At 65.8% G+C, this 21147-nt stretch carries 18 protein-coding genes; 11 read left to right on the forward strand and 7 right to left on the reverse strand.

Annotated features, from left to right (window positions below; translation table 11 throughout):
• On the reverse strand, positions 1-741 hold a 741-nt coding region (locus NA5_RS31830), incomplete at its 3' end, for a 3' terminal RNA ribose 2'-O-methyltransferase Hen1 (protein ID WP_063813723.1).
• 54 nt (positions 742-795) lie between these two features.
• The gene (locus NA5_RS31835) at positions 796-3264 is read right to left on the reverse strand and encodes a phosphoketolase family protein (RefSeq protein ID WP_062992727.1); all 2469 of its coding nucleotides are present in this window, start codon (positions 3262-3264) and stop codon (positions 796-798) included.
• 268 nt (positions 3265-3532) lie between these two features.
• On the opposite strand from NA5_RS31835, the gene NA5_RS31840 reads away from it, so the two are divergent.
• From NA5_RS31840 to NA5_RS31865, 6 genes are all read left to right on the forward strand, one after another.
• Positions 3533-4120, forward strand: coding sequence for an FKBP-type peptidyl-prolyl cis-trans isomerase (locus NA5_RS31840; protein ID WP_062992782.1), 588 nt, complete (start codon positions 3533-3535; stop codon positions 4118-4120).
• A gap of 156 nt (positions 4121-4276) precedes the next feature.
• Positions 4277-5650, forward strand: coding sequence for a trigger factor (gene tig / locus NA5_RS31845; protein ID WP_062992783.1), 1374 nt, complete (start codon positions 4277-4279; stop codon positions 5648-5650).
• Positions 5651-5927: 277 nt separating this feature from the next.
• Positions 5928-6515 carry an ATP-dependent Clp protease proteolytic subunit gene (locus NA5_RS31850; RefSeq protein WP_062992728.1) on the forward strand — a complete coding sequence of 196 codons (588 nt, stop codon included), beginning with the start codon at positions 5928-5930 and terminating at the stop codon, positions 6513-6515.
• A 78-nt stretch (positions 6516-6593) separates the two neighbouring features.
• On the forward strand, positions 6594-7262 hold the full coding sequence (locus tag NA5_RS31855; protein ID WP_062992729.1) for an ATP-dependent Clp protease proteolytic subunit: 669 nt from the start codon (positions 6594-6596) through the stop codon (positions 7260-7262).
• 429 nt (positions 7263-7691) lie between these two features.
• Entirely contained in the window at positions 7692-8972 is a 1281-nt protein-coding gene (clpX, locus tag NA5_RS31860) for an ATP-dependent Clp protease ATP-binding subunit ClpX (RefSeq protein ID WP_062992730.1), read from the forward strand.
• A 292-nt stretch (positions 8973-9264) separates the two neighbouring features.
• Positions 9265-9603, forward strand: a complete 339-nt coding sequence (locus NA5_RS31865; protein WP_245672489.1) for an STAS domain-containing protein — start codon at positions 9265-9267, stop codon at positions 9601-9603.
• Between the two features lie 61 nt (positions 9604-9664).
• On the opposite strand, the gene NA5_RS31870 is transcribed toward NA5_RS31865, so the two are convergent.
• On the reverse strand, positions 9665-10042 hold the full coding sequence (locus NA5_RS31870; protein WP_062992731.1) for a nuclear transport factor 2 family protein: 378 nt from the start codon (positions 10040-10042) through the stop codon (positions 9665-9667).
• Positions 10043-10528: 486 nt separating this feature from the next.
• On the opposite strand from NA5_RS31870, the gene mihF reads away from it, so the two are divergent.
• Positions 10529-10843 (forward strand): integration host factor, actinobacterial type, encoded by a 315-nt coding sequence (mihF, locus tag NA5_RS31875; RefSeq protein WP_040687687.1) that lies wholly within the window; start codon positions 10529-10531, stop codon positions 10841-10843.
• Between the two features lie 52 nt (positions 10844-10895).
• Positions 10896-11306 carry an NUDIX hydrolase gene (locus NA5_RS31880; RefSeq protein WP_062992732.1) on the forward strand — a complete coding sequence of 137 codons (411 nt, stop codon included), beginning with the start codon at positions 10896-10898 and terminating at the stop codon, positions 11304-11306.
• 64 nt (positions 11307-11370) lie between these two features.
• Here NA5_RS31880 and NA5_RS31885 read toward each other — a convergent pair whose 3' ends face one another.
• The 3 genes from NA5_RS31885 to NA5_RS31895 form a co-directional block, all read right to left on the reverse strand.
• Positions 11371-11904, reverse strand: coding sequence for a hypothetical protein (locus tag NA5_RS31885; RefSeq protein WP_062992733.1), 534 nt, complete (start codon positions 11902-11904; stop codon positions 11371-11373).
• 68 nt (positions 11905-11972) lie between these two features.
• Entirely contained in the window at positions 11973-12806 is an 834-nt protein-coding gene (gene fdhD, locus NA5_RS31890) for a formate dehydrogenase accessory sulfurtransferase FdhD (protein WP_062992734.1), read from the reverse strand.
• Entirely contained in the window at positions 12803-15112 is a 2310-nt protein-coding gene (locus NA5_RS31895; RefSeq protein WP_062992785.1) for an FdhF/YdeP family oxidoreductase, read from the reverse strand. The genes fdhD and NA5_RS31895 overlap by 4 nt, the downstream gene beginning before the upstream one ends.
• A gap of 778 nt (positions 15113-15890) precedes the next feature.
• On the opposite strand from NA5_RS31895, the gene NA5_RS39755 reads away from it, so the two are divergent.
• From NA5_RS39755 to NA5_RS31910, 3 genes are read left to right on the forward strand one after another with little or no spacing between them, the layout of a single operon-like run.
• A complete protein-coding gene (locus NA5_RS39755) occupies positions 15891-16493 on the forward strand; it encodes a hypothetical protein (protein WP_062992735.1) in 603 nt (200 codons plus the stop codon).
• Positions 16490-17326 carry a hypothetical protein gene (locus tag NA5_RS31905; protein ID WP_157110748.1) on the forward strand — a complete coding sequence of 279 codons (837 nt, stop codon included), beginning with the start codon at positions 16490-16492 and terminating at the stop codon, positions 17324-17326. Before NA5_RS39755 ends, NA5_RS31905 begins: the two co-directional genes overlap by 4 nt.
• Positions 17323-19302, forward strand: a complete 1980-nt coding sequence (locus tag NA5_RS31910; RefSeq protein ID WP_062992736.1) for a serine/threonine-protein kinase — start codon at positions 17323-17325, stop codon at positions 19300-19302. The genes NA5_RS31905 and NA5_RS31910 overlap by 4 nt, the downstream gene beginning before the upstream one ends.
• Before the next feature lie 247 nt (positions 19303-19549).
• Here NA5_RS31910 and NA5_RS31915 read toward each other — a convergent pair whose 3' ends face one another.
• Positions 19550-21115, reverse strand: a complete 1566-nt coding sequence (locus NA5_RS31915) for an FHA domain-containing protein (protein WP_157110749.1) — start codon at positions 21113-21115, stop codon at positions 19550-19552.
• Positions 21116-21147: the final 32 nt, after the last annotated feature.

Here is a 21147-nt window from a genome sequence, read left to right on the forward strand (position 1 = left end):
AGCTAGCCGAGCCAGCGCGGTACGCACCAGCGAATGACGTCGCGCCAGGTAGCGTCGCGTGATCCAACCCCGTTCCGGATGCTCGGCCAACCACCCGGCGCCCGCGCGAATGAGCTTGTCGACCTCGTCGGCGGCCACCCAGTAGTGCTTGGCCCCGTCGAGCACCGGTAGCAGGACATACAGGTGCGCGAGGGCATCGGCAAGGCGGATTGTTCCGGCGAGTTCGAGCCGCACGTAGTGCGAATCGCCCCACTCCGGAAAGGCCGGATCGAGGGGGAGCGGTTCGGCGATCACGGTCCAGCCCAGCGGTGCGAAGATCCGCTCGGCCGCGTCCGCGCCGCCCTTGCACGCCACCGCGGGCAACGCGATCCGCAACGGCAGCGCGGTCTGTGCCAATTCGGGCCGCTGGTCGGAACGTCCGTGCAGTGCGGTGCGGAATACCGCGCCGAGTGCCACCGACAGCAGCGACGACGCCGCATACGGCCGATCGTTGACATACTGTCCGAGACTGAAATCCGGTGTGCCGCGCGAGCGTCCGCGCACCAACCGGATCGGATCCACCTCCAAAAGCAGCGCCACCGTACAGCGTGCCGCACTGGCCTCCGGATACACCACATGCGCGGTGCCGTAGGACTGGTCGAACGCCTGCACCCGGTCCGGGTTCTTGTGCAGCAAGAAGCCCAGATCGGTCGCGGGCCAACCCGCGCCCTCCGGCGGTGTGCAGGTGATCGTCAACAGCATCTTGCGATCGTCGCCGAGCCGCACACCGCACGCAAGGAAGTTTCGCGGGCCCTCTCAGAGACTGAGGTTCGGCCAGGTCCAGTTCGCGACCGCCGGAATATCTTCGCCGTGTTCCCGAGTCCAGGCGCGGGCATTCCACCGCGCGTCGACCATCTCCTGCCGCAGCCCCGCTGCCTTTTCCCGCAAGATAGGCACCCGGTCGATCACGTCCATGACCAGGTGGTACCGGTCCAGGTCGTTGAGCATCACCATATCGAAAGGTGTTGTGGTGGTGCCCTTTTCCTTGTATCCACGGACATGCAGCTCACCGTGGTTGGTGCGCCGGTAGGTGAGTCGGTGGATCAACCACGGGTACCCGTGGAATGCGAAGATCACCGGACGGTCCCGGGTGAACAGCGAGTCGAACTCACTGTCGGAAAGGCCGTGTGGATGTTCGTCGGATGGCTGCAGACGCATCAGGTCGACCACATTCACCACCCGCAGACGCAGTTCCGGCAGACGTGCACGCAGGATCGCCGCCGCCGCAAGCGTTTCCAGCGTCGGCACATCCCCGGCACAGGCGAGCACGACATCGGGGGTGGTACCCGGATCGTCGTTCTGCCCGGCCCAACCCCAGATCCCGGCACCGCGTGCGCAGTGCACCGCGGCATCGGAAACCGAAAGCCAATCCGCCTGAGGCTGTTTCCCGGCGACCACCACATTGACGTAATGCCGCGAACGCAGGCAGTGATCGTAGGTCGACAGCAGCGTATTCGCGTCCGGCGGCAGATATACCCGCACGATCGATGGCTTCTTGTTCAGTACCACATCGAGGAATCCCGGATCCTGATGGGTGAAGCCATTGTGGTCTTGTCGCCAAACATGGGACGACAGAAGGTAATTCAGGCTGGCGATGGGTCGCCGCCACGGTACCGCCGCACTGGCGTCCAGCCATTTGGCGTGCTGATTGAACATCGCATCGATGATGTGGATGAATGCCTCGTAGCAGGTGAAAACGCCGTGCCCGCCGGTCAGCAGATAACCCTCGAGCAGCCCCTGGCACATATGCTCGGAAAGCACCTCGATCACCCGTCCGGCGCGGTCGAGATCCACATCGAATTCGCCGATCTCGGCCTGCCAGTCACGTCCGGTGACCTGCAGAATGTCCTGCAGCCGATTGCTGGCCAATTCGTCGGGTGCGAAGGTCAGGAAGTTGTCCGGATTGCGCACGGTGACATCGCGCAGCCAGGCGCCGAGTACCCGGGTCGCCTCATGCTGAGTCGCTCCCGGCGCGCGGACCTCGACGCCATAGGACCGCCAATCGGGCAGCCGCAAATCCCGAACGAGCGTGCCCCCATTGGCAATCGGATTCGCGCTCATCCGCCGATCGCCATCGGGCACCAGGTCGAGCAGCGCCGCTACCGGCTTACCCGACTCATCGAAGAGCTGCTCCGGCTGATAGGACCGCAACCACTGTTCGAGCACCGCCCGGTGCTGGTCATCGGTACGCGCGGCCGCCAATGGCACCTGATGTGCTCGGAAGGTGCCCTCGACCGGATCGCCGTCGACCACCGGCGGGCAGGTCCACCCCTTCGGCGTGCGCAGCACGATCATCGGCCAACTCGGGCGCACCCCATCGGTCCCCGCGCGTGCGGCCCGCTGGATCTCCGCGATGCGATCCAGCGCGGTGTCCACGGCAGTGGCCATCTCCTGGTGCACGGCCGCGGGATCGCTGCCCGCGACGATGATCGGCTCGTAGCCGTACCCGCGCATCAGCATCGACAGTTCGGATTCCGGAATTCGCGCCAGGATGGTCGGATTGGCGATCTTGTACTCATTCAACGCGAGAATCGGCAGCACCGCGCCGTCACGCACCGGATTGAGGAACTTATTCGCGTGCCAGCTGCTTGCCAGCGGCCCGGTCTCCGCCTCACCGTCGCCGACCACGCAGAACACTGTCAGATCCGGATTGTCCAACGCAGCCCCGAATGCGTGCAGCAGCGAATAGCCGAGCTCACCGCCCTCGTGGAAGGAACCCGGCGTCTCGGGAGCGCAGTGACTCGGTACCCCGCCCGGGAAGGAGAACTGTGCGAACAGTGCGCCCATCCCGGTCTCGTCCTGTGGAACATGGCTGTACAACTCGGAGTAGGTCCCCTCCAGCCACGCGCAGGCGTTCGGCCCCGGCCCCCCATGCCCGGGCCCGGCCACGAAGACCGCGTCGAGATCGCGCTGTCGAATCGCCCGATTGGCGTGCACCCAGGCCAGATTCAGACCGGGCACGGTGCCGAAATGTCCGAGCAGCCGCGGTTTGATGTGTTCGGCCCGCAGCGGTTCGCGCAGCAGCGGATTGCTCATCAGATAGATCTGGCCCACCGCCAGATAGTTCGCGGCCCGCCACCACGCGTCGAGCGATGCCAATTCCGCGCGATCGAGCGGGCCCGGCGCATCCGCGAGCCGATACGGCTGCGGGGCGACGGTCGCACCGCCACTGCTTTCGACATTGTCGGCCGAGGTATCGCCCCCGACACTGGCCAGCTGGGTCATGCGTCGACTCTCCTCACACTCGGGCATCGCAAGCGGCACCTGGAGGGACCGCCTGTCACCGGGTCCTGCACGGTTGCCGACGTCGATCGATAACGCCGGATGGAGAATTCACCGTCAGCCTACCCAGGCCGGGCCCGCCGAATCGGTTCTCACGGTCCCGCGCCGGTGGTGGGTCCGTCTGGTGCCGGATGGCACGTGATCCGGTGCCATCTGTCGTCGCATTACCCGGCTGGGCCGAGTCGAGTCGCGATGGATTATGGTCCGCCGCATGCAAACACTGCGCAGGATCATCGGTATCGGCACCATCGCCGCCGCGACATTCGCGCTGGCCGCCTGTGGCTCGGACGATGACAAGGGCTCGACCGCCACCTCCGCCGCCACGTCATCTGCCGCCGCGGCATCGGCGCAGCCCACCTTCGGTCAGCTGCCCGCGCAGAACACCGGCGCCGAATGCACCGCCGACGACATCGTGGTGGTCGGCGGCTTCGGCGCGACGCCGAAGATCACCATCCCGGACACCTGCACCCCGCCGACCCAGCTCGTAGTCAAGGATCTGGTTCCCGGCACCGGGCCCGGCGCGGTCGCCGGTCAGCCGCTCACCATGAATTACACGCTGATCACCTGGTCGGATAAGAAGAAGCTGGACAGCTCCTTCGACCGCGGCAAGCCCTTCCAGCTGACTCTCGGTGCCGGACAGGTCATTCCGGGTTGGGAGCAGGGTCTGGTCGGCGTGCAAGCGGGCGCGCGGCGGCTGCTGATCATCCCGCCGAACCTCGGTTACGGCGCGGGCGGCAACGGCATCAAGCCCAATGAAACGCTGGTCTTCGTCACCGACGCGGTCGCTGTCGGCAAGTAATCGCGCCGCGACGGTGCTGCCTGCAGCCCGCCGCGACGGGTCAACTAACCTGGTCGAGATACGCACATTGAGCCGTGCGGCGATTTTGCTCGTGATAACCCCCAGCAAGTCGGCCTCGAGTAAGTCGACCAGAACCAACGAACAAGGAGCATGTCCGTGAAGAGCACCGTCGAGCAGCTGAGCCCGACACGGGTCCGGATCAACGTCGAGGTGCCTTTCGAGGAGCTGAAGCCGGACTTCGACAAGGCCTACAAGGCGCTGGCGAACCAGGTTCGCATCCCCGGCTTCCGTCCGGGCAAGGCCCCGGCCAAGCTCATCGAGGCCCGCCTGGGCCGCGGCGCGATCCTCGAGCAGGTCGTCAACGATGTGCTGCCCGGCCGCTACAGCGAGGCCGTCACCACCTCCGAGGTCAAGGTCATCGGCCAGCCCGAGATCGAGATCACCAAGATCGAGGACGGCCAGGAGCTGGCGTTCACGGCCGAGGTCGACGTGCGCCCGGAGATCGCCCTGCCCGCCTACGACGACATCGAGGTGACCGTCGACTCGTTCACCATCGGTGACGAGGACATCGAGGAGCAGCTGCAGTCGCTGCGCCAGCGCTTCGGCACCCTGACCGGTGTCGAGCGGCCGGTCCAGGACGGCGACTTCGTCTCCATCGACCTCTCGGCCACCGTGGACGGCGAGGACGTGCCCGAGGCGGCCACCACCGGCCTGTCCCACGAGGTCGGCTCCGGCCAGCTGATCGAGGGCCTGGACGAGGCGCTCATCGGCCTTTCGGTCGACGAGTCCAAGGAGTTCACCTCGACGCTGGTCGCCGGGGAGCACGCGGGCAAGGAGGCGGTCATCACCGTCACCGTGCGCTCGGTCAAGGAGCGCGAACTGCCCGAGGCCGATGACGACTTCGCCCAGCTGGCCAGCGAATTCGACACCCTCGACGAGCTGAAGGAAGACCTGCGCAACCGGGTCGAGCGGGTCAAGAAGGTCGAGCAGGCCGGTCAGATCCGCGACAAGGTGCTCGAGGCCCTGCTCGAGCAGGTCGAGGTGCCGCTGCCGGAGGCGGTCGTGCAGGCCGAGATCGACGCCGTGCTGCACGATGCCGTGCACGGCTTCGACCACGACGAGGCCAAGCTGGCCGAGGCGCTCGAGTCCCAGGGCTCGAGCCGCGAGGAATTCGACAAGGACACCAAGGAGTCCGCCGAGAAGTCAGTGAAGACCCAGCTGCTGCTGGATGCGATCGCCGAGGCGGACAACACCCAGGTCGGCCAGGAAGAGCTCACCGAGCGGATCCTGTTCCAGGCGCAGCGCTACGGCCTTTCGCCCGAGCAGTTCATCCAGCAGGTGCAGCAGGCGGGCCAGCTCGGCGCGGTCTTCGCCGACGTGCGTCGCGGTAAGGCGCTGGCCGGTGTGGTCGGCAAGGTGAAGGTCACCGACTCCGACGGCAATGCCGTGGACACCGCCGAAATGTTCGGCGGCCCTGAGGGTTCCGACTCCGAAGGCACCGAAGAGACCGCCGCCGCGAGCGCCGAATAATTCCATGGAAGGACAGTGTGATCGGCTGACATGTGGTTGGGTGATTGCGCTGTGAGCGAGCGTCGCGGGTGAACCGAAGACACAGCGCGCCCTCGCGCAGAGTGCGGCCGAGCGCTAGCGAGGTTGCGCTCTAAGCGAAGACGGGCGGTACCGGGAGTTCGGTGCCGCCCGGCTTCGTTAATGTTTGTGACAGCGAACCAGTGATGGCTGTGTGGCAATCAGAGCCGGTGAGAAGAGAAGGCAGGTATCCGTGACAATGAACAAGGCAGGGGTCGTCATGAGTTCCCCCACTGCTGGTCTCAACCTCAGTGATTCGGTATACGAGCGCCTGCTGCGTGAGCGCATCATCTTCCTCGGCACTCAGGTCGACGACGACATCGCCAACAAGCTGTGCGCGCAGATCCTGCTGCTGTCGGCCGAGGACCCGACCAGGGACATCTCGCTCTACATCAACTCGCCCGGCGGTTCGGTCACCGCGGGTATGGCCATCTACGACACGATGCAGTTCGCCGAGTGCGATATCGCCACCTACGGCATGGGCCTGGCCGCATCGATGGGCCAGTTCCTGCTCACCGCGGGCACCAAGGGCAAGCGGTACGCCCTGCCGCATGCGCGCATCATGATGCACCAGCCGTCGGCGGGCATCGGTGGTTCCGCTGCCGATATCGCGATCATGGCCGAACAGTTCGCCCACACCAAGCGGGAACTGAACGAGCTGCAGGCGCTGCACACCGGTAAGAGCGTCGAACAGGTGACCGCCGACGCCGACCGCGACCGCTGGTTCACGGCGAAGGACGCCCTGGATTACGGCTTCATCGATCATGTGATCAGCCACGCGAACCAGGCCAACGGCGCGAAGAAGTAAGCCGATCCATTCGAGCGACGATAAGCAGTCGCCGCGGCGGCTGAGACTCGCTCAACCACCCAGACTTTGGAGACGAAGATGGCCAATCTGTTCGACCCGCGCGCCGGTCTCGGCGGCACCGCCCCGGCGAGCCCGCAGTCGCGCTACATCCTGCCCTCGTTCATCGAGCACTCGAGCTTCGGTGTCAAGGAGTCCAACCCGTACAACAAGCTGTTCGAGGAGCGCATCATCTTCCTCGGCGTGCAGGTCGACGACGCTTCGGCGAACGACATCATGGCGCAGCTGCTGGTGCTGGAGTCGCTGGATCCCGATCGCGACATCACCATGTACATCAACTCGCCCGGTGGTTCGTTCACCTCGCTGATGGCGATCTACGACACCATGCAGTACGTGCGTGCCGATGTGGCCACCGTCTGCCTGGGCCAGGCCGCTTCCGCCGCGGCCGTGCTGCTCGCCGCCGGTACCCCCGGCAAGCGCGCCTGCCTGCCCAACGCCCGCGTGCTGATCCACCAGCCGTCGCTGGAGGGTGGCATCCAGGGGCAGGTTTCGGACCTGGAGATCCAGGCCGCAGAGATCGAGCGCATGCGTCGTCTGATGGAGACCACGTTGGCGCGCCACACCGGTAAGGATGCGGACACCATCCGCAAGGACACCGACCGCGACAAGATTCTGACGGCCGAGGAGGCCAGGGAGTACGGGATCATCGACACGGTCTTCGACTACCGCAAGCTCAGCGCCCAGAAGTAAGGCCGCCGCGCCGGATGTCGCGCGCTGATCGCTCGTAAGTTGCTCTATGTCAGGAAAATCCGGCCGGGCCGCATGCCGCTCGGCATGTGCCCCGGCCGGACTGCTTCAGGAAAGCCGACCGGCCGGAAGGGTATCGGGTGGAAGGGTTTCCGAGGCGGGCGGCCAGGCGTGTCGGATGGCCGTCGATCGGGGTGGAACGTGTTCCATAGTGGTAAGAACTCGGACAACCCCCGTGAGAAACATGCTCGAGTTGTCGACCTCCGTCGCGCACACCGGGTACGGTCGACCTAGGGACCTTTGCTCCCGGTTGACGGCAGTGCTCGAACCGTCGGAATCGCTCGAGGTGTTCGTGATTACACCCGAGGGTGGCGGATTGCTGGCAACCTGGATAGACGGTTGCACGCGGACAAGGAAGTAGGGACCCACGAGATGGCGCGCATCGGAGATGGCGGCGATCTGCTGAAGTGCTCGTTCTGCGGAAAGAGCCAGAAGCAGGTCAAGAAGCTCATTGCGGGACCAGGGGTGTACATCTGCGACGAGTGCATCGATCTATGCAACGAGATCATCGAGGAAGAGCTGGCCGAGTCCAGCGAGGTCAAACTCGATGAGCTGCCCAAGCCCGCCGAAATCCGGGACTTCCTGGAGAACTACGTGATCGGGCAGGACACCGCCAAGCGCACCCTCGCGGTGGCCGTCTACAACCACTACAAGCGCATCCAGGCGGGCGACAAGGGGCGCGACGGCCGTGGCGAGACCGTCGAACTGGCCAAGTCCAATATCCTCATGCTCGGCCCCACCGGCTGCGGCAAGACCTACCTGGCGCAGACGCTGGCCAAGATGCTCAACGTCCCGTTCGCCATCGCCGACGCGACGGCGCTGACCGAGGCCGGATATGTCGGTGAGGATGTGGAGAACATCCTGCTGAAGCTGATCCAGGCCGCGGACTACGACGTCAAGCGAGCCGAGACCGGCATCATCTACATCGATGAGGTCGACAAGATCGCCCGCAAGAGCGAGAACCCATCGATCACCCGCGATGTGTCCGGTGAGGGCGTGCAGCAGGCGCTGCTGAAGATCCTGGAGGGCACGCAGGCGAGTGTGCCCCCGCAGGGCGGGCGCAAGCATCCGCACCAGGAATTCATCCAGATCGATACCACCAACGTGCTTTTCATCGTCGCGGGTGCCTTCGCCGGACTGGAGAAGATCATCTCCGATCGCACCGGACACCGCGGCATCGGCTTCGGCGCCGAGGTGCGCTCCAAGGCCGAAATCGATACCGATGACCACTTCGCCGAGGTGATGCCGGAGGATCTGATCAAATTCGGTCTGATCCCGGAATTCATCGGCCGCCTCCCGGTCGTCGCCTCGGTGACGAACCTGGACAAGGATTCGTTGGTCAAGATCCTCTCCGAGCCGAAGAACGCACTGGTGAAGCAGTACGTGCGGCTGTTCGAGATGGACGGCGTCGACCTGGAATTCACCGATGACGCGCTGGAGGCGATCGCCGATCAGGCGATCCTGCGCGGCACCGGAGCCCGCGGTCTGCGCGCCATCATGGAAGAGGTCCTGCAGCTGGCGATGTTCGACATCCCCAGCCGCGACGACGTCGCCAAGGTGGTCGTGAACGCCGACACCGTCAACGACAATGTGCTGCCGACCATCGTGCCGCGCAAGGCCCAGCGCGCCGAGCGTCGGGAGAAGTCAGCGTAGTAGCGCACTACGTACACGTCACGAGTGGGCCGGAGATTTCTCTGGCCCACTCGATGTGTATCGGCCCGCCGATTTGGGTACTCCTAGGGCACGGTTGAGTAACCAGCCCAGTCCTGGTCCTGGATGATCGGGGCGAAAAGTGCCCGCCGACAAGGTTTCTGCCCGGCGGATTCGACGGACCGAGGTCCCCATGTCGACAGTTCTAGTTTCCTCAGATCAACGCATTGCTGCCGCGGACGGATCCGGACCGCCACGGTCCGCCTATCGTCTGTGTGTAGTGGTGTCACCGCCGGTGGATTCGGTCACCCTGTGTGCCGTCGGCGGCGAAATGGATTACCTGGCGGCCGACGCCTTTCGGCAGTCTCTACTAGAGGCGCTGCCGACGGCGGGCGCGGTGGTCGTTATCGACCTATCGCAGGTGACGTTCTTCGGCGTCGCTGGCCTGCGGGTTTTGATGGAGGCCCGATCCTGGTTCGGCCACAGCGGCCGTCGACTCCAGTTGATCACGGGCCCGCGCTGCGTGGATCGGCTACTCGAGGTCGCGGGGCATGCCGCGGTCTTCGATGTCATTCCGAGCCTGGCCGCGGTCGCGCGGCCGAAGCCGCCCGAGTTGGCTCGCGCGAGCGCCTGACATCCGAAAACCCGGGTGCGGCAGCCGAATTCGGCTGCCGCACCCGCGGTCTGTACTGGCCTCAGGACGCTTCGTTGCGCATATCGTCCTGGCTCCAGTAGGCGCGCATGGCGACGATTTTGCCCTCGTCGTCGAAATCCATCGCATCGATGGGCGAGAGCGTGAAGCGCTGGTCGCCGAACTTGGTGACGAGGGTGAACATGAAGGCGGCGTGGTTGCCCGCGATCCGAACCGAATCGGCGTGCAGCCGCGTTTCCCGATCGAGGTTTCCGAGTACCTCGTAGAACTCGCGAATGGCGTCATGGCCGCGCTTGGGTTCGGTGCCGATCGGATCCTCTACCACGGCATCTGGTGTGTAGAGGTCGACGATTGCCTCGGTCGGGCCGGAACCGACCAGCTTGACGTACTGCTCGATCACATCGCGGATCTTGGCTGCCATGGAAACCTCTCACGAATTGAAACGTGTTCTAATTCGGAGCGTAGCAGTGTCCGTTGATCGCGTGGCATGGAATCCCGCTGGGCGGGGCAGACGTGCTGGCGCAGATGGCCCCCCGCGCCAGCACTCGTCGAACTGAATTGCGCGCCGAACGGGCCGATCGTAGCCCCCTCGGCTATCTTGTTGGCGCGCTAGTGCTTCGGGATACGGTGACGACCGCTTGTCACATCGCTGTGCCGCCCGATCGCGCCCGGACTCGGAATCGCCATTGACTCCCTGGTTCGCCGTTGAACCTTCTGTCCCGCACTTGTGCGTCTGCTTTTGGTGTCGGCATTCGTCCTCGATGTGTTACCGCCCCACAGCCACGGAAAACTTGTCGCTATTTCTCGCTGTTCGAACCCGGTGTGTCGAGCTTGTGTGGTGCTCATCGTGCTGTTTACTCGGTCCGGTCAACCAGATGTTCGAGTGACGAGTGAAAGCGGAGGAGACATGGCACTGCCTACCATGACCGCGGAACAGCGCACTGAGGCGTTGGCCAAGGCGGCTGCGGTCCGCAAGGCGCGCTCCGAACTGATCGGCAAGGTGAAGGCCGGTAAGGTTTCGGTCGCCGACCTGTTGAAGAAGGCGGACAGCGACGACCTGGTCAAGAAGACCAAGGTCGCTGCCGTGATCAAGGCGCTGCCCGGTGTCGGACCGGTCAAGGCGGCCAAGCTGATGGACCAGGCGGAAATCCCCGAGGACCGCCGCATCGGTGGCCTCGGCGCCCGCCAGCGTGCGGCGTTGCTCGAAGCGCTGAAGGACTGATACGTCGTCCGTGGCGATTGCTTGTAGGTCGCTCGAAAGGGTCAGCCGGATCATGATCGGGGAACGAATGCTCACGTCGGTGGCGTGGCTGTGCGTCGAGAACGGCCGCTTGCTCGCGGTCCGGACCGAGGGACGTGACGCCTTCTATCTGCCGGGCGGCAAGCCCGAACCCGGAGAAACCCTGGCGGGAGCGCTCGTTCGGGAGGTTCGCGAGGAAGTCGGCGTCGAATTGGAGGCGCACCGGATCACGCCCGTGGTGACCATTACGGCCCCCGCCCACGGGCGTCCCGGAACGCTGGTCGAGATGCACTGCTTCCGTGCACCCGGTCACGGCACACCGGCTCCGGCGGCCGAGATCGCCGAGATGGCGTGGCTCGGGCCGGACGATGGGCACCTGTGTGCACCGGCCGTTGTGCGGGCCCTCGACCATTTGACCGCGGTCGGCGGGTGGCACGCCGCCTGAACGCCCCCACTTCGCACGGACAACGCCCCACAGCATCGCTGTGGGGCGTTACTGTTTCGGCGCTCTAGCGCGTGGTCCGACGGCGGGGGAAGTGGAAGGTGATCGGGTCGGGATCGCGCATCTGCGGTCCGCGCGGCGTGACCAAGATCAGGGCCAGGCCGAGGGCGACGATCAGTGCCGCACCGATAGCGCTGAGCGTGAAGCTGGCCCCGCCCATCTCGGCGGGTTTGTGGAAGGCGTGATAGATCAGGTGTGGCACGCCGAATACCAGCCAGCCGAGACCAGCGACCTGGGCGAGCGCGCTGCCGCCGAGGAATAGCGCGGCCACTGTCACCGCGGTCAGCGCCAGGAAGAACGAGCCGACATCGGAGGCGAGATGGTGGTTGAACGGGCCGTCCGCGGAGATCCACCGCATGCCGAAACCCGGGAAGCTGGTGTACCAGGAGTGCGGCGCGAAGACCGCCCACAATCCGACGACCGCGCCCTGAAATGCCAAAACCCCCAATACGATTCGTACGGCGAGCCAGCGATTGCGCTGCTGTTCGAACCGCATCCGCACGCGTAGCCCGCCGGATTTGCCGTCTACCGTGATCCGCATCGGTCTCTCCGTTCATCGCCGAACCAGGGATCTGGTGCTGCAACCGTAAGTCGGACCTCGGGTCACGATCAATAGGCGGCGACCTCGTCGGTGATGGTCAGTCGGTCGGAGCGGGAATAGATGTTCATGGTGTCCCCGCGCAGGAAGCCGACCAGGGTGAGGCCCGATTCGGCGGCCAGATCGATGGCCAACGAGCTGGGGGCCGAGACGGCGCCGAGCATCGGGATGCCCGCCATCACGGCCTTCTGGACCAGTTCGAAGGAGGCCCGGCCGCTCACGATGAGCACGAGATCGTTTGCGGGGATGCGATTTTCGAGCACGGCCCAGCCGAGTACCTTGTCGACGGCGTTGTGTCGGCCGATATCCTCGCGCACGGCGAGTGCGGTGCCGTCGGTGGTGAACAATCCCGCGGCGTGCAGTCCGCCGGTGGCGTCGAAAACCGTTTGGCGGGTGCGCAATTGGTCCGGCATGGCGGACAGGGTTTCGGTGTCGACGGTGATCGAGGTGGTCGGCAGCGGGAACCTGGTGCGGGTGCGGACCTCGTCGAGCGCGGTCTTACCGCAGAGGCCGCATGCGCCGGTGGTGAGGAAGTTGCGGCCGTGCACCGGGATCGGGGTGCGCAGCTGGACATCGAGGACGTTGTAGGTGTTCTGCCCGTTCTCGTCGGTGCCAGCGCAGTAGCGGGCGCTCACCACATCCTCGGCGGCTCGAATGATGCCCTCGCCGAGCAGGAATCCGTGCACCAGCTCGATATCGCTGCCCGGGGTGCGCATGGTGACGGTGAGCGATTGCCCGTCGAGGCGCAGCTCCAAGGGTTCTTCCACCGCAACGGTATCCGGGCGTTCGATCACGCCGTTGGGCGAAATGCGGCGCGTCTTGCGGCGCGCGGTCACTCTGCTCACGATGGCTGCCCCACATGGACATGCGGCTCCAACCGGATGGTCACGGCCTTGGATACCGGTGTATTCGACCGTGCCGCAACATGGTCCAGCGGAACCAGGGGATTGGTCTCGGGATAGTAGGCGGCGGCATTACCGCGCGGGGTCGAGTATTCGACAATGCGGAAGCCGGTCACCTTGCGTTCGGTGCCGTCGGTCCATTCGGAGATCAGATCCACCAGATCGCCGTCCACGAAACCGAATTCGGTGATGTCGTCGATATGCATCAGGATCACCTTGCGGCCGCCGTGCACACCGCGGTAACGGTCGTCCAGGCCGTAGATGGTGGTGTTGTACTGGTCGTGGCTGCGCAGGGTCTGCAGGATCAACCGGCCCTCGGGGACCGGTACCCAGGTCAGTTCGTTCACCGCGAAATTGGCCTTGCCGGTGGCGGTGCGGAATTCGCGGGAGTCACGCGGCGGATGCGGCAGTACGAAGCCGTTGCGGTCGCGCACCCGATTGTTGTAGTCATCGCAGCCGGGCACGACACGGGCGATCGCATCGCGGATCTTGTCGTAGTCCTGCCGATAGTGCGCCCATGGCACCGGATGATCGGCGCCGAACAGCGCCTGCGCGAGTTCGCAGACGATGGCGACCTCACTGCGCAGGTGCTCGCTGACCGGCTTCAGCCGACCGGTGGACAGATGCACCATCGACATCGAATCTTCCACCGACACTTGTTGTTTCGTGCCGTTCTGTAGGTCGAGATCGGTGCGGCCCAGGGTGGGCAGGATGAGTGCGGTCGCGCCGTGCACGACGTGGCTGCGGTTGAGTTTGGTGGAGACCTGCACGGTCAGCGCGCAACTGCGCAGCGCGGCCTCGGTCACTCCGGTATCAGGGGTGGCGGAGACGAAATTGCCGCCCATGCCGAAGAACACCCGCGCCGTGCCCGCGCGCATGGCGCGGATGGCATCGACGGTGTCATAGCCGTGTTTACGCGGGCTGGTGATGCCGAATTCGCGGTCGAGTGCATCGAGGAAGGTGTCGGGCATCTTCTCCCAGATGCCCATGGTGCGGTCGCCCTGCACGTTGGAGTGGCCGCGCACCGGGCATACCCCCGCGCCGGGCTTGCCGATCATGCCGCGCAGCAATAGCAGGTTGGTCGCCTCCTCGATGGTGGCGACGCCGTGGCGTTGCTGGGTGAGGCCCATTGCCCAGCAGATGATGATGTTCTTCGATTCGGCCAAAAGTGTCGCGGTGCGGTGCAGATCGTCGTCGCTGAGCCCGGTTGCCTCGCGCACCGTGCCGAGATCGACCGCGCGCGTGTTCTTTTCGTATTCGGTGAAGCCCGCGCAATGCGCGTCGACGAACTCGCGGTCGACCACTGTGCCCGGCGCGCGGTCCTCGGCCTCGAACAGCAGTTTGCCAAGACCCTGGAACAGCGCCATATCGCCGCCGAGCCGGATCTGCAGGAAGTCGTCGGCAATGGCGACACCGCTGGTGAAACCCTTGACCGTCTGAGGGTCGCGGAAGCCGAGCAGTCCGGTCTCCGGCAGCGGGTTGACCGCGATGACCTTGGCGCCGTTGGCCTTCGCGCTCGCCAGCGCACTGAGCATGCGCGGATGGTTGGTGCCCGGATTCTGGCCCGCGACAATGATCAGATCAGCCTTGCCGAAGTCGTCGATCGAGACCGAACCCTTGCCGATGCCGATCGAACCGGTCAGCGCGGCGCCGGAGGATTCGTGGCACATATTCGAACAGTCCGGCAGATTGTTCGTGCCGAAGCTGCGGACCAGCAATTGATAGAGGAATGCGGTCTCGTTGGCGGTGCGGCCCGAGGTGTAGAACAAGGCCTCGTCGGGAGAGTTCAGCGCGCGCAGGTGATCGACTATTAGCCGGTAGGCGTCGTCCCATTCGATGGGCGCGTAATGGGTCGCGCCCGGGCGCAGCACCATCGGATGGGTCAGGCGGCCCTGCTGGCCGAGCCAGTAACCGGATTTGCTCGCCAATTCCTCGATCGAATGCCGCGCGAAGAATTCGGGGGTGACGGTGCGCAGCGTCGCCTCCTCGGCGACGGCCTTGGCACCGTTCTCACAGAACTCGGCCGGTCGGCGGTGCCCCGTCGGCTCCGGCCAGGCGCAGCCGGGGCAGTCGAAGCCGTCCACCTGGTTGACGCGGGCCAGGGTGCGCGCGGTGCGCAGCACTCCCATCTCCTCCACCCCGCGTTTGAGCGCGACTGCCACAGCCGTCACACCCGCGGCCTGCTCCTTCGGCGGGGTCACGGTCAGTTCGGACTCGTCGATGTCCTGGGTCGGCCCGTTGCGGTGCATGGTGGACATTGTCCTCTCTCCGCGAATTTTGTCGCGAACCCACCCTTTGTCTGATCCCGGGTGCTCGCGCGTCGCGGTTGTACGAGTACCGCCCGGTTCGGGTCGTATGCATCCGTGGCTGGTTCGACCGGGTATGTGCGCTGTCGGGGTATACCGTCACGCTACCTGGTAGCCAGCGGTTTTCGTCGAGTTGGAGCTGCGCGAGAAGGCGCGGCGTCGGCGGGTGCTGGCTTACCATATCTACTGATCAAATCGCTGATCTGAGGCATGGGCGATGGGGACGCTGGCGGCAATTCCGACGCGTGCAGGCGGGGAGCGTCGGCACGCGGCGTCTCGGCGTGTGAAATCCGGTGTTCTGTGCGGGATTTTCTGTGCGGCCGCGCTGTTGGTCGCGGTGGTGCCGGTTGGGTTCGGCAGGGCCTTCGGGGTTCCGGCATCGGGAGAGCCGACTTCATCGGTGGTTTCGCCGTCGCCCGCGCCTGGGCATCACGGGTCAGGAACGCGGGATGGGTCCGCGGCGCAGTCCAGCACGCCAGTGCCGGATGCCAATTCGGACGGCGGCGGGACCCGTGATGGTTCCGGGACGCGTGATGGGACCGGGACCAGCGACGGTACCGGGACGCGTGACGGGACAGGGACCAGCGACGGTACCGGGACCCGTGATGGAACCGGGACACAGACGACGACGAGTCGGGCGCCTGATCCGTGCGCCGGACGGTCCTCGGATGGGTGCGCCGGAACGACTTCCAGTCCGGACCAACCGCGGCTGCCCGATATTGTGCTGCCGCCGATCACCATCACCTCGCCGCCGCAGCCGATCACGCCTAACCCACAGCAGCCGATCACGCGGGATCCGCCCGCGGATTCGTCCACTACGGTGCCCCCGCAGCAGCAGGCGCCACCGGATCCACGGCCGCCGCAGTATCCGTCGAATAGGCAGCCACAGGTGGTTGTGCCGACGGTTCGCCCCGGAGAACCGCCGCCTACGGCTGCCGCACCTCCGATCGCGCCGCACCCCGCCACGCTCGAGCTCAATCCAACGGCGATCGGGCCCGGTGGCGATGTCACCGCGGCCGGATCGGGATGCGATCCGCAGTCGCAGGTCAGCTTGCTGGTCGGGGATACGCCGGTGGGCAATACCGTCGCGGGAGCCGACGGCGGCTTCCGGGCACCGCTGGCCTTGGCATCGATAGATGTCGGGCGGTACGAGGTGACGGCACGCTGCGGTCGCACACTCACCGCGCCACTGGATGTGGTGCTGGTCAGCCGGATCAGTTCCGCTACTTCGACATTGACGGTGATTCTGTTCTTCTTGTTGATCGGTGCCTGGTTCTACGGGCATCGGCTCGTCTCACACCTACCCGCGCGGAGGGAACCATGATGCGAGCCCGCGTCTCGGCGGCGACGCGAATTATCCTGCTGCCCAGTGTGTTCGCGCTCGTGCTCGTCGGGCTGTTCGCGGCGCCGGTCGCGGCGAAACCGCAGGGTGTCGACATGTCGGCGACCATCGACGACCGCGATATCGTCGACACCTCCGCCGCCGAACCGCTACGGCTGCAACCGAACAGCACCATTCGGGTGGCTATCGCGTTGACCAACAACAGCGATGGGGCGCTGCGCATACGCCGGGTGGACTTGGCCGGGCATGTGCTCGGATTGACCTTCTTCTCGTATTCGACCGCCGTCGAATTGACCATCGCACCAGGAAGATCCGAGGCACTGAAGTATCGGCTCGACCTGACCGGACTCGAGGGGCAGGCGACCGGACTGATCGTCGCGGACTTGGCGGTGATCGGCGAGGACGGCACGCAGCTCGCCTCGATACCGCTGGACACCGATGTGCGCGGCTCGTTGTATTCGGTCTACGGGCTGTTCGGGATAGCGCTGGCGGTGCTGACCATGCTCGCCATTGCCGATGCGGCGCTGGCAGTCGCCCGGCATCGGCTGTCAACCAACCGGTGGCAGCGCGGGTTGCGGTTACTCGCGCCGGGAATCGGCATCGGATTGACATTCGGGTTCACCGCGTCGGTGTTGCGGTGGTGGGTTCCGGACACCGGATTGTGGCTCGCGGTTGCCGGTGTGTCTGCGGCGGTCGGCTTTCTACTCGGGTATTGTTCGCCGACACCGGAATTCGAGGATCCTGCGCCGACCGAGGAGATCGACGAAACCGCCGATGTGGAAACCGTGCGTTTGGCGGATGGGGCGACATCTTGATATCTGATACCGGCCGATTGCGGACCGTGCTGCCCGCATATGACATCGGTGCGCAGGTCGGCAGGGGTGGATGCGGTGTGGTGCTCGCGGGTACGCACCGCCGGTTGGGGCGGCCGGTCGCCATCAAACAGATTCCGCCGCAGTTCGCCGACGACGAGCAGGTGCGGCGTCGGTTCGTCGCCGAGGCTCGGTTGCTCGCGGCAATTGATCATCCGCATGTGGTGCGAGTTTTCGACTACATCGAAGCCGATGATCTGTGCCTGTTGGTCATGGAGTATCTGCCCGGCGGGACCGTCGGCACTCGGTTCGCGACCGAGGGATTCGACGCGGCTACCGCGGTCGCGGTCGGGTTGGCCGGTGCCGCGGGTCTGGAAGCAGCGCACCGCCACAAGATTCTGCACCGCGATGTCAAGCCGTCGAACCTCATGTTCGGCACCGGCGGTGCGATAAAGCTGACCGATTTCGGAATCGCCAAAATCGTCGGTGGCGATGAGACATTGGTGACCAGGACGGGTGAGATCGTCGGTACTCCGTCCTATATCGCACCGGAACAGGCACGCGGACAGCAGCTTTCGCCTGCCACCGATGTTTACGCGCTGGCGACCATGCTCTATCAGCTGCTGTCCGGGGTACTGCCGTTTCCGCCGAATGACGACCATCTGGCAACGCTTTTCGCACACGCTTTCGGTCACCCCATACCGCTCACAGACGTCGCACCGAGCGTGCCGGAGCCGATCGCCGACGTGGTGATGCGTGGCCTGGCAACCGATCCCGCCGATCGCTTCGATACCGCCGAACTCTTCGGGATCGCCCTGGCCGAACTCGCCGCCTCCTGCTGGGGCGGCGATTGGCTTATGCCCGTGGGGATTCCGGTCATCGGTGCGGACACCATCGTCGCGGCCGCGACCGGAAGCAGTCGTGCCGCCGGGCGATCCGGTGTGCAGCCGCCGAGAGCGCAGGGCGGGCTTGGGCGGGCTGCTGTCACACAGCGGACAGGGGTGCCTATCCCGGGCTTCGGATCTCGGACGCCGGTAACCGCCGATCCGACCCTGCCACCGACCGGTGCCACACCGCAACGATCCGGGCTGCCCGCTTCGGTGCCACCCGCTTCGTCGGATCCGTCCGGATCGGCATCCATCCGACCTCCGATGGCTCGTGTGCGGCCGGTAAATGTGGTGCAGGACAACGGAGTTCGGTTGACTGATGTCGATCGTCGGGATCTGGTGCCGATCCGCGATGTCGTCACATTTGCCTCGCCGTGGCCGATGTTCGGGATCGGTGCGTTGCTCGCGGTGGCTGCCTGTGCGATTGCGGTGGTCGGATTGGGTGCGCCGACCACCGGAGGGGATCTATTGCCGGGGACCGTCACCATCGCCGGTGTCGATCCGACGGGGCCGAAGCCGATCGAGGTCGATCTGGCGGAGCCGATTCGATTGCAGGTCAACGGAATCGATGTCGACTCGGCCGCGCTTACCGTGGAGGTATTCGGTGTGCGGCTGGGTGGGGATCCGGTGCCGTTGCAGCCCGGTGGTGTGGCCACCCTGCCCGATCCGGTCAACTCGCATGTGCTGGCCGGTAACCTCGACGGCGAACTCACCCTCCTGCGCAGCGGAACCGAAATCGCCACGCAGCGAATCGAATTCCGCACAACCCAACACCCGACCCGTACCGCAGCTGCGGCCGCGGTCGTGGTACTGGCCCTGTTCGCCGTCGCCTACCTCGAGTCCAATACCCGCACCTTGCGCCGCGGCCACGGCGGCTTTGCCAATATCATCGGCCTTTCCGCGAGCTCTGCCGTCCTCGCCGCCGCAGTCTCGGGTGCGGCCTGGATTCTCCGCAATACTGCACCCACCCTCACCACCTTATCCGTCACCGCCGTACTGGCCGCGGGGGCTGGCGTCGCCGCCGCACTGGGCGCGCGACGAATCGGCAAGCGCCGCACCGTCATCCGGCGCACACGTCGTGATGTTAGTTGACGGACCGGGAACGGTGTGCTCCTCCGCGAAACTCCTATCCCGGCCGCAGGCGGTGCGCGCCGCGGTTCGTCTTGTGAGCACAGGTTGCTGTCTGCGGGAGCTGGGTCGCCCGTTCTGCGCGGCGTCACATCGGTGACGCTTGGTTTCGGCTCGATATTCGCGACCCATACGGTTCTGACCGTCTGCGGTGGGGCTCGCCGGTATCGGTTCTCGCCGGTGAATCACCGCGATGTCGCAGGCCGTTACTTCACGATGGGCGGCGGCGCTTGCTGGTGGCCTCGGTGGGGTGTTCGAGGCGGTCGTTGGCGCGGTAGGTGAGGATGCGTTGGCCTATGCGGAGGCTCCAGCCGGGGTGCAGTTCGGTGGGGGTGGTGCCGATGCGGGTCCATTCGTCGGCGCCGGGGGCGGCGATGAAAGTGCCTGCGGGGGTTGCGGCATCGCGGACATAGACCTTGCCGTGGTCGACCGAAACGTAGGCGTGCACCCGCGAGACGTGGCGATCGCGCGGCACCGCGAGTGGCGTGGCAGTGGCGGCACGAACCGTCTCGTCGATCATCGGGCTGCGGCCGACGACGTACGGCCGGTCCAGCGGAAACGCGGAGCCATCCGCGAGAACTAGCGCGCCGACCGGCTGCCGCGCCCCGGAGTTCTCCTGATTGTTCGCGCCGCCGACCGGACGCAGGGGCCGCGGCCGCACCCCCTGCAACGCCGGAATCTTGTGCAGTGCAATCGGTTCCGGCCGCGCTGCCGCTCCCGCCCGCGTCCCGGCGGCCTCCTCCCGTTCCCGGGCGGACATGGCCTGAGTACCGATCTCCTCCGGCGCATCGGCCTGACCGGATCCACCGGACGGCGCCGAACCACTCCGTCGCGCCTCCGATGATGCTGCGCCCGGTCGGGCAGCGCCCGTCGATCCCGTGGGACCGGGTCCGGCCTTTTCGTTCGGTTCGTCATGTGCTGTGGAGTCGGCAATGGATTGCTGCGGGGACCGGCCGGAGTACATCGGGCCGGTAGAACCGGCCTTTTCGGTGAGTTCGTCGTATTCGGCGGCGGATCGTTGTAAGGACCGGTGCGCTGATACCGCGGCGCGCGTCCCCTCGGCGGACCGATCAGGGTCGTCTGACCGATCGGAATTCCGCGCTGATTCCGCGGAGCGGGTGGTGTGCGGCTGCCCCGATCCGGCCGGTTGGGGCGAGCCGACATGTTGGCCGGTCGGGGTGGCCTCGGGTTTTGCGGTCGGCTCGTGGAGGGCTTCCAATCCGGCGGGTGCGGTGGGTGGCGGTTCGGCGGGGGAGGGGGTGCCGGTGGTGCGGGTTCGGGTGGGCGCGGATTTTCCGGTGCGGCGGGCGGCTATGCGCAGGATGAAGCCGCTGCCGGGGACGATTCCTGCGCGCAGGTCGGTGCGCGGGAGTTCGTGGATCGGGAAGGCGGAGTCCGCGCCGACCATGATCCGGCGCACCGGTTCTCGCACAATTTCGTCTACCCAGGTGAACGCGCGGGCTCCGGAGAGGCGCCGGGTTCCTTCCGCGCCTTGAAGCTCCGCGCTGACCTGGCCGCGCAGCAAAATGACGGTGCCGTCGGCGGTCGGCGCGATAACGCCGAACGGCGGTGGTTCGGAATTGCCGCCGAAAACCACCGCGGCCAGCCGTTGCGCGATCGCCGCTCCGGGATGGCGTGCATCGGCGGCGGCCTCGATCGCACCGAGTATCCGGTCCGTGGAAGGGGTTTCGCGCGCGAGATAGACGACAACCGCACCGAAGCGTGCGATCAGACCATCGCCCGGCGCAATCCCCACCGTCGACGCGTCATTCCGCACTCGCGCCTCCTTCCCGGACCACTACCGGCGTC

The sequence above is a fragment of the Nocardia anaemiae NBRC 100462 genome (assembly GCF_001612725.1).
GTDB classification, from domain to species: Bacteria; Actinomycetota; Actinomycetes; order Mycobacteriales; family Mycobacteriaceae; genus Nocardia; species Nocardia anaemiae.

Excerpts from the sequence above, each read along its gene's own strand:
- NA5_RS31835 (WP_062992727.1), bottom strand. The coding sequence starts at position 3,264 with ATGACCCAGCTGGCCAGTGTCGGGGGCGATACCTCGGCCGACAATGTC.
- NA5_RS31840 (WP_062992782.1), top strand. The coding sequence starts at position 3,533 with ATGCAAACACTGCGCAGGATCATCGGTATCGGCACCATCGCCGCCGCG.
- NA5_RS31850 (WP_062992728.1), top strand. The coding sequence starts at position 5,928 with ATGAGTTCCCCCACTGCTGGTCTCAACCTCAGTGATTCGGTATACGAG.
- NA5_RS31855 (WP_062992729.1), top strand. The coding sequence starts at position 6,594 with ATGGCCAATCTGTTCGACCCGCGCGCCGGTCTCGGCGGCACCGCCCCG.
- clpX (WP_062992730.1), top strand. The coding sequence starts at position 7,692 with ATGGCGCGCATCGGAGATGGCGGCGATCTGCTGAAGTGCTCGTTCTGC.
- NA5_RS31870 (WP_062992731.1), bottom strand. The coding sequence starts at position 10,042 with ATGGCAGCCAAGATCCGCGATGTGATCGAGCAGTACGTCAAGCTGGTC.
- mihF (WP_040687687.1), top strand. The coding sequence starts at position 10,529 with ATGGCACTGCCTACCATGACCGCGGAACAGCGCACTGAGGCGTTGGCC.
- NA5_RS31880 (WP_062992732.1), top strand. The coding sequence starts at position 10,896 with ATGATCGGGGAACGAATGCTCACGTCGGTGGCGTGGCTGTGCGTCGAG.
- NA5_RS31885 (WP_062992733.1), bottom strand. The coding sequence starts at position 11,904 with ATGCGGATCACGGTAGACGGCAAATCCGGCGGGCTACGCGTGCGGATG.
- NA5_RS31895 (WP_062992785.1), bottom strand. The coding sequence starts at position 15,112 with ATGCACCGCAACGGGCCGACCCAGGACATCGACGAGTCCGAACTGACC.
- NA5_RS31905 (WP_157110748.1), top strand. The coding sequence starts at position 16,490 with ATGATGCGAGCCCGCGTCTCGGCGGCGACGCGAATTATCCTGCTGCCC.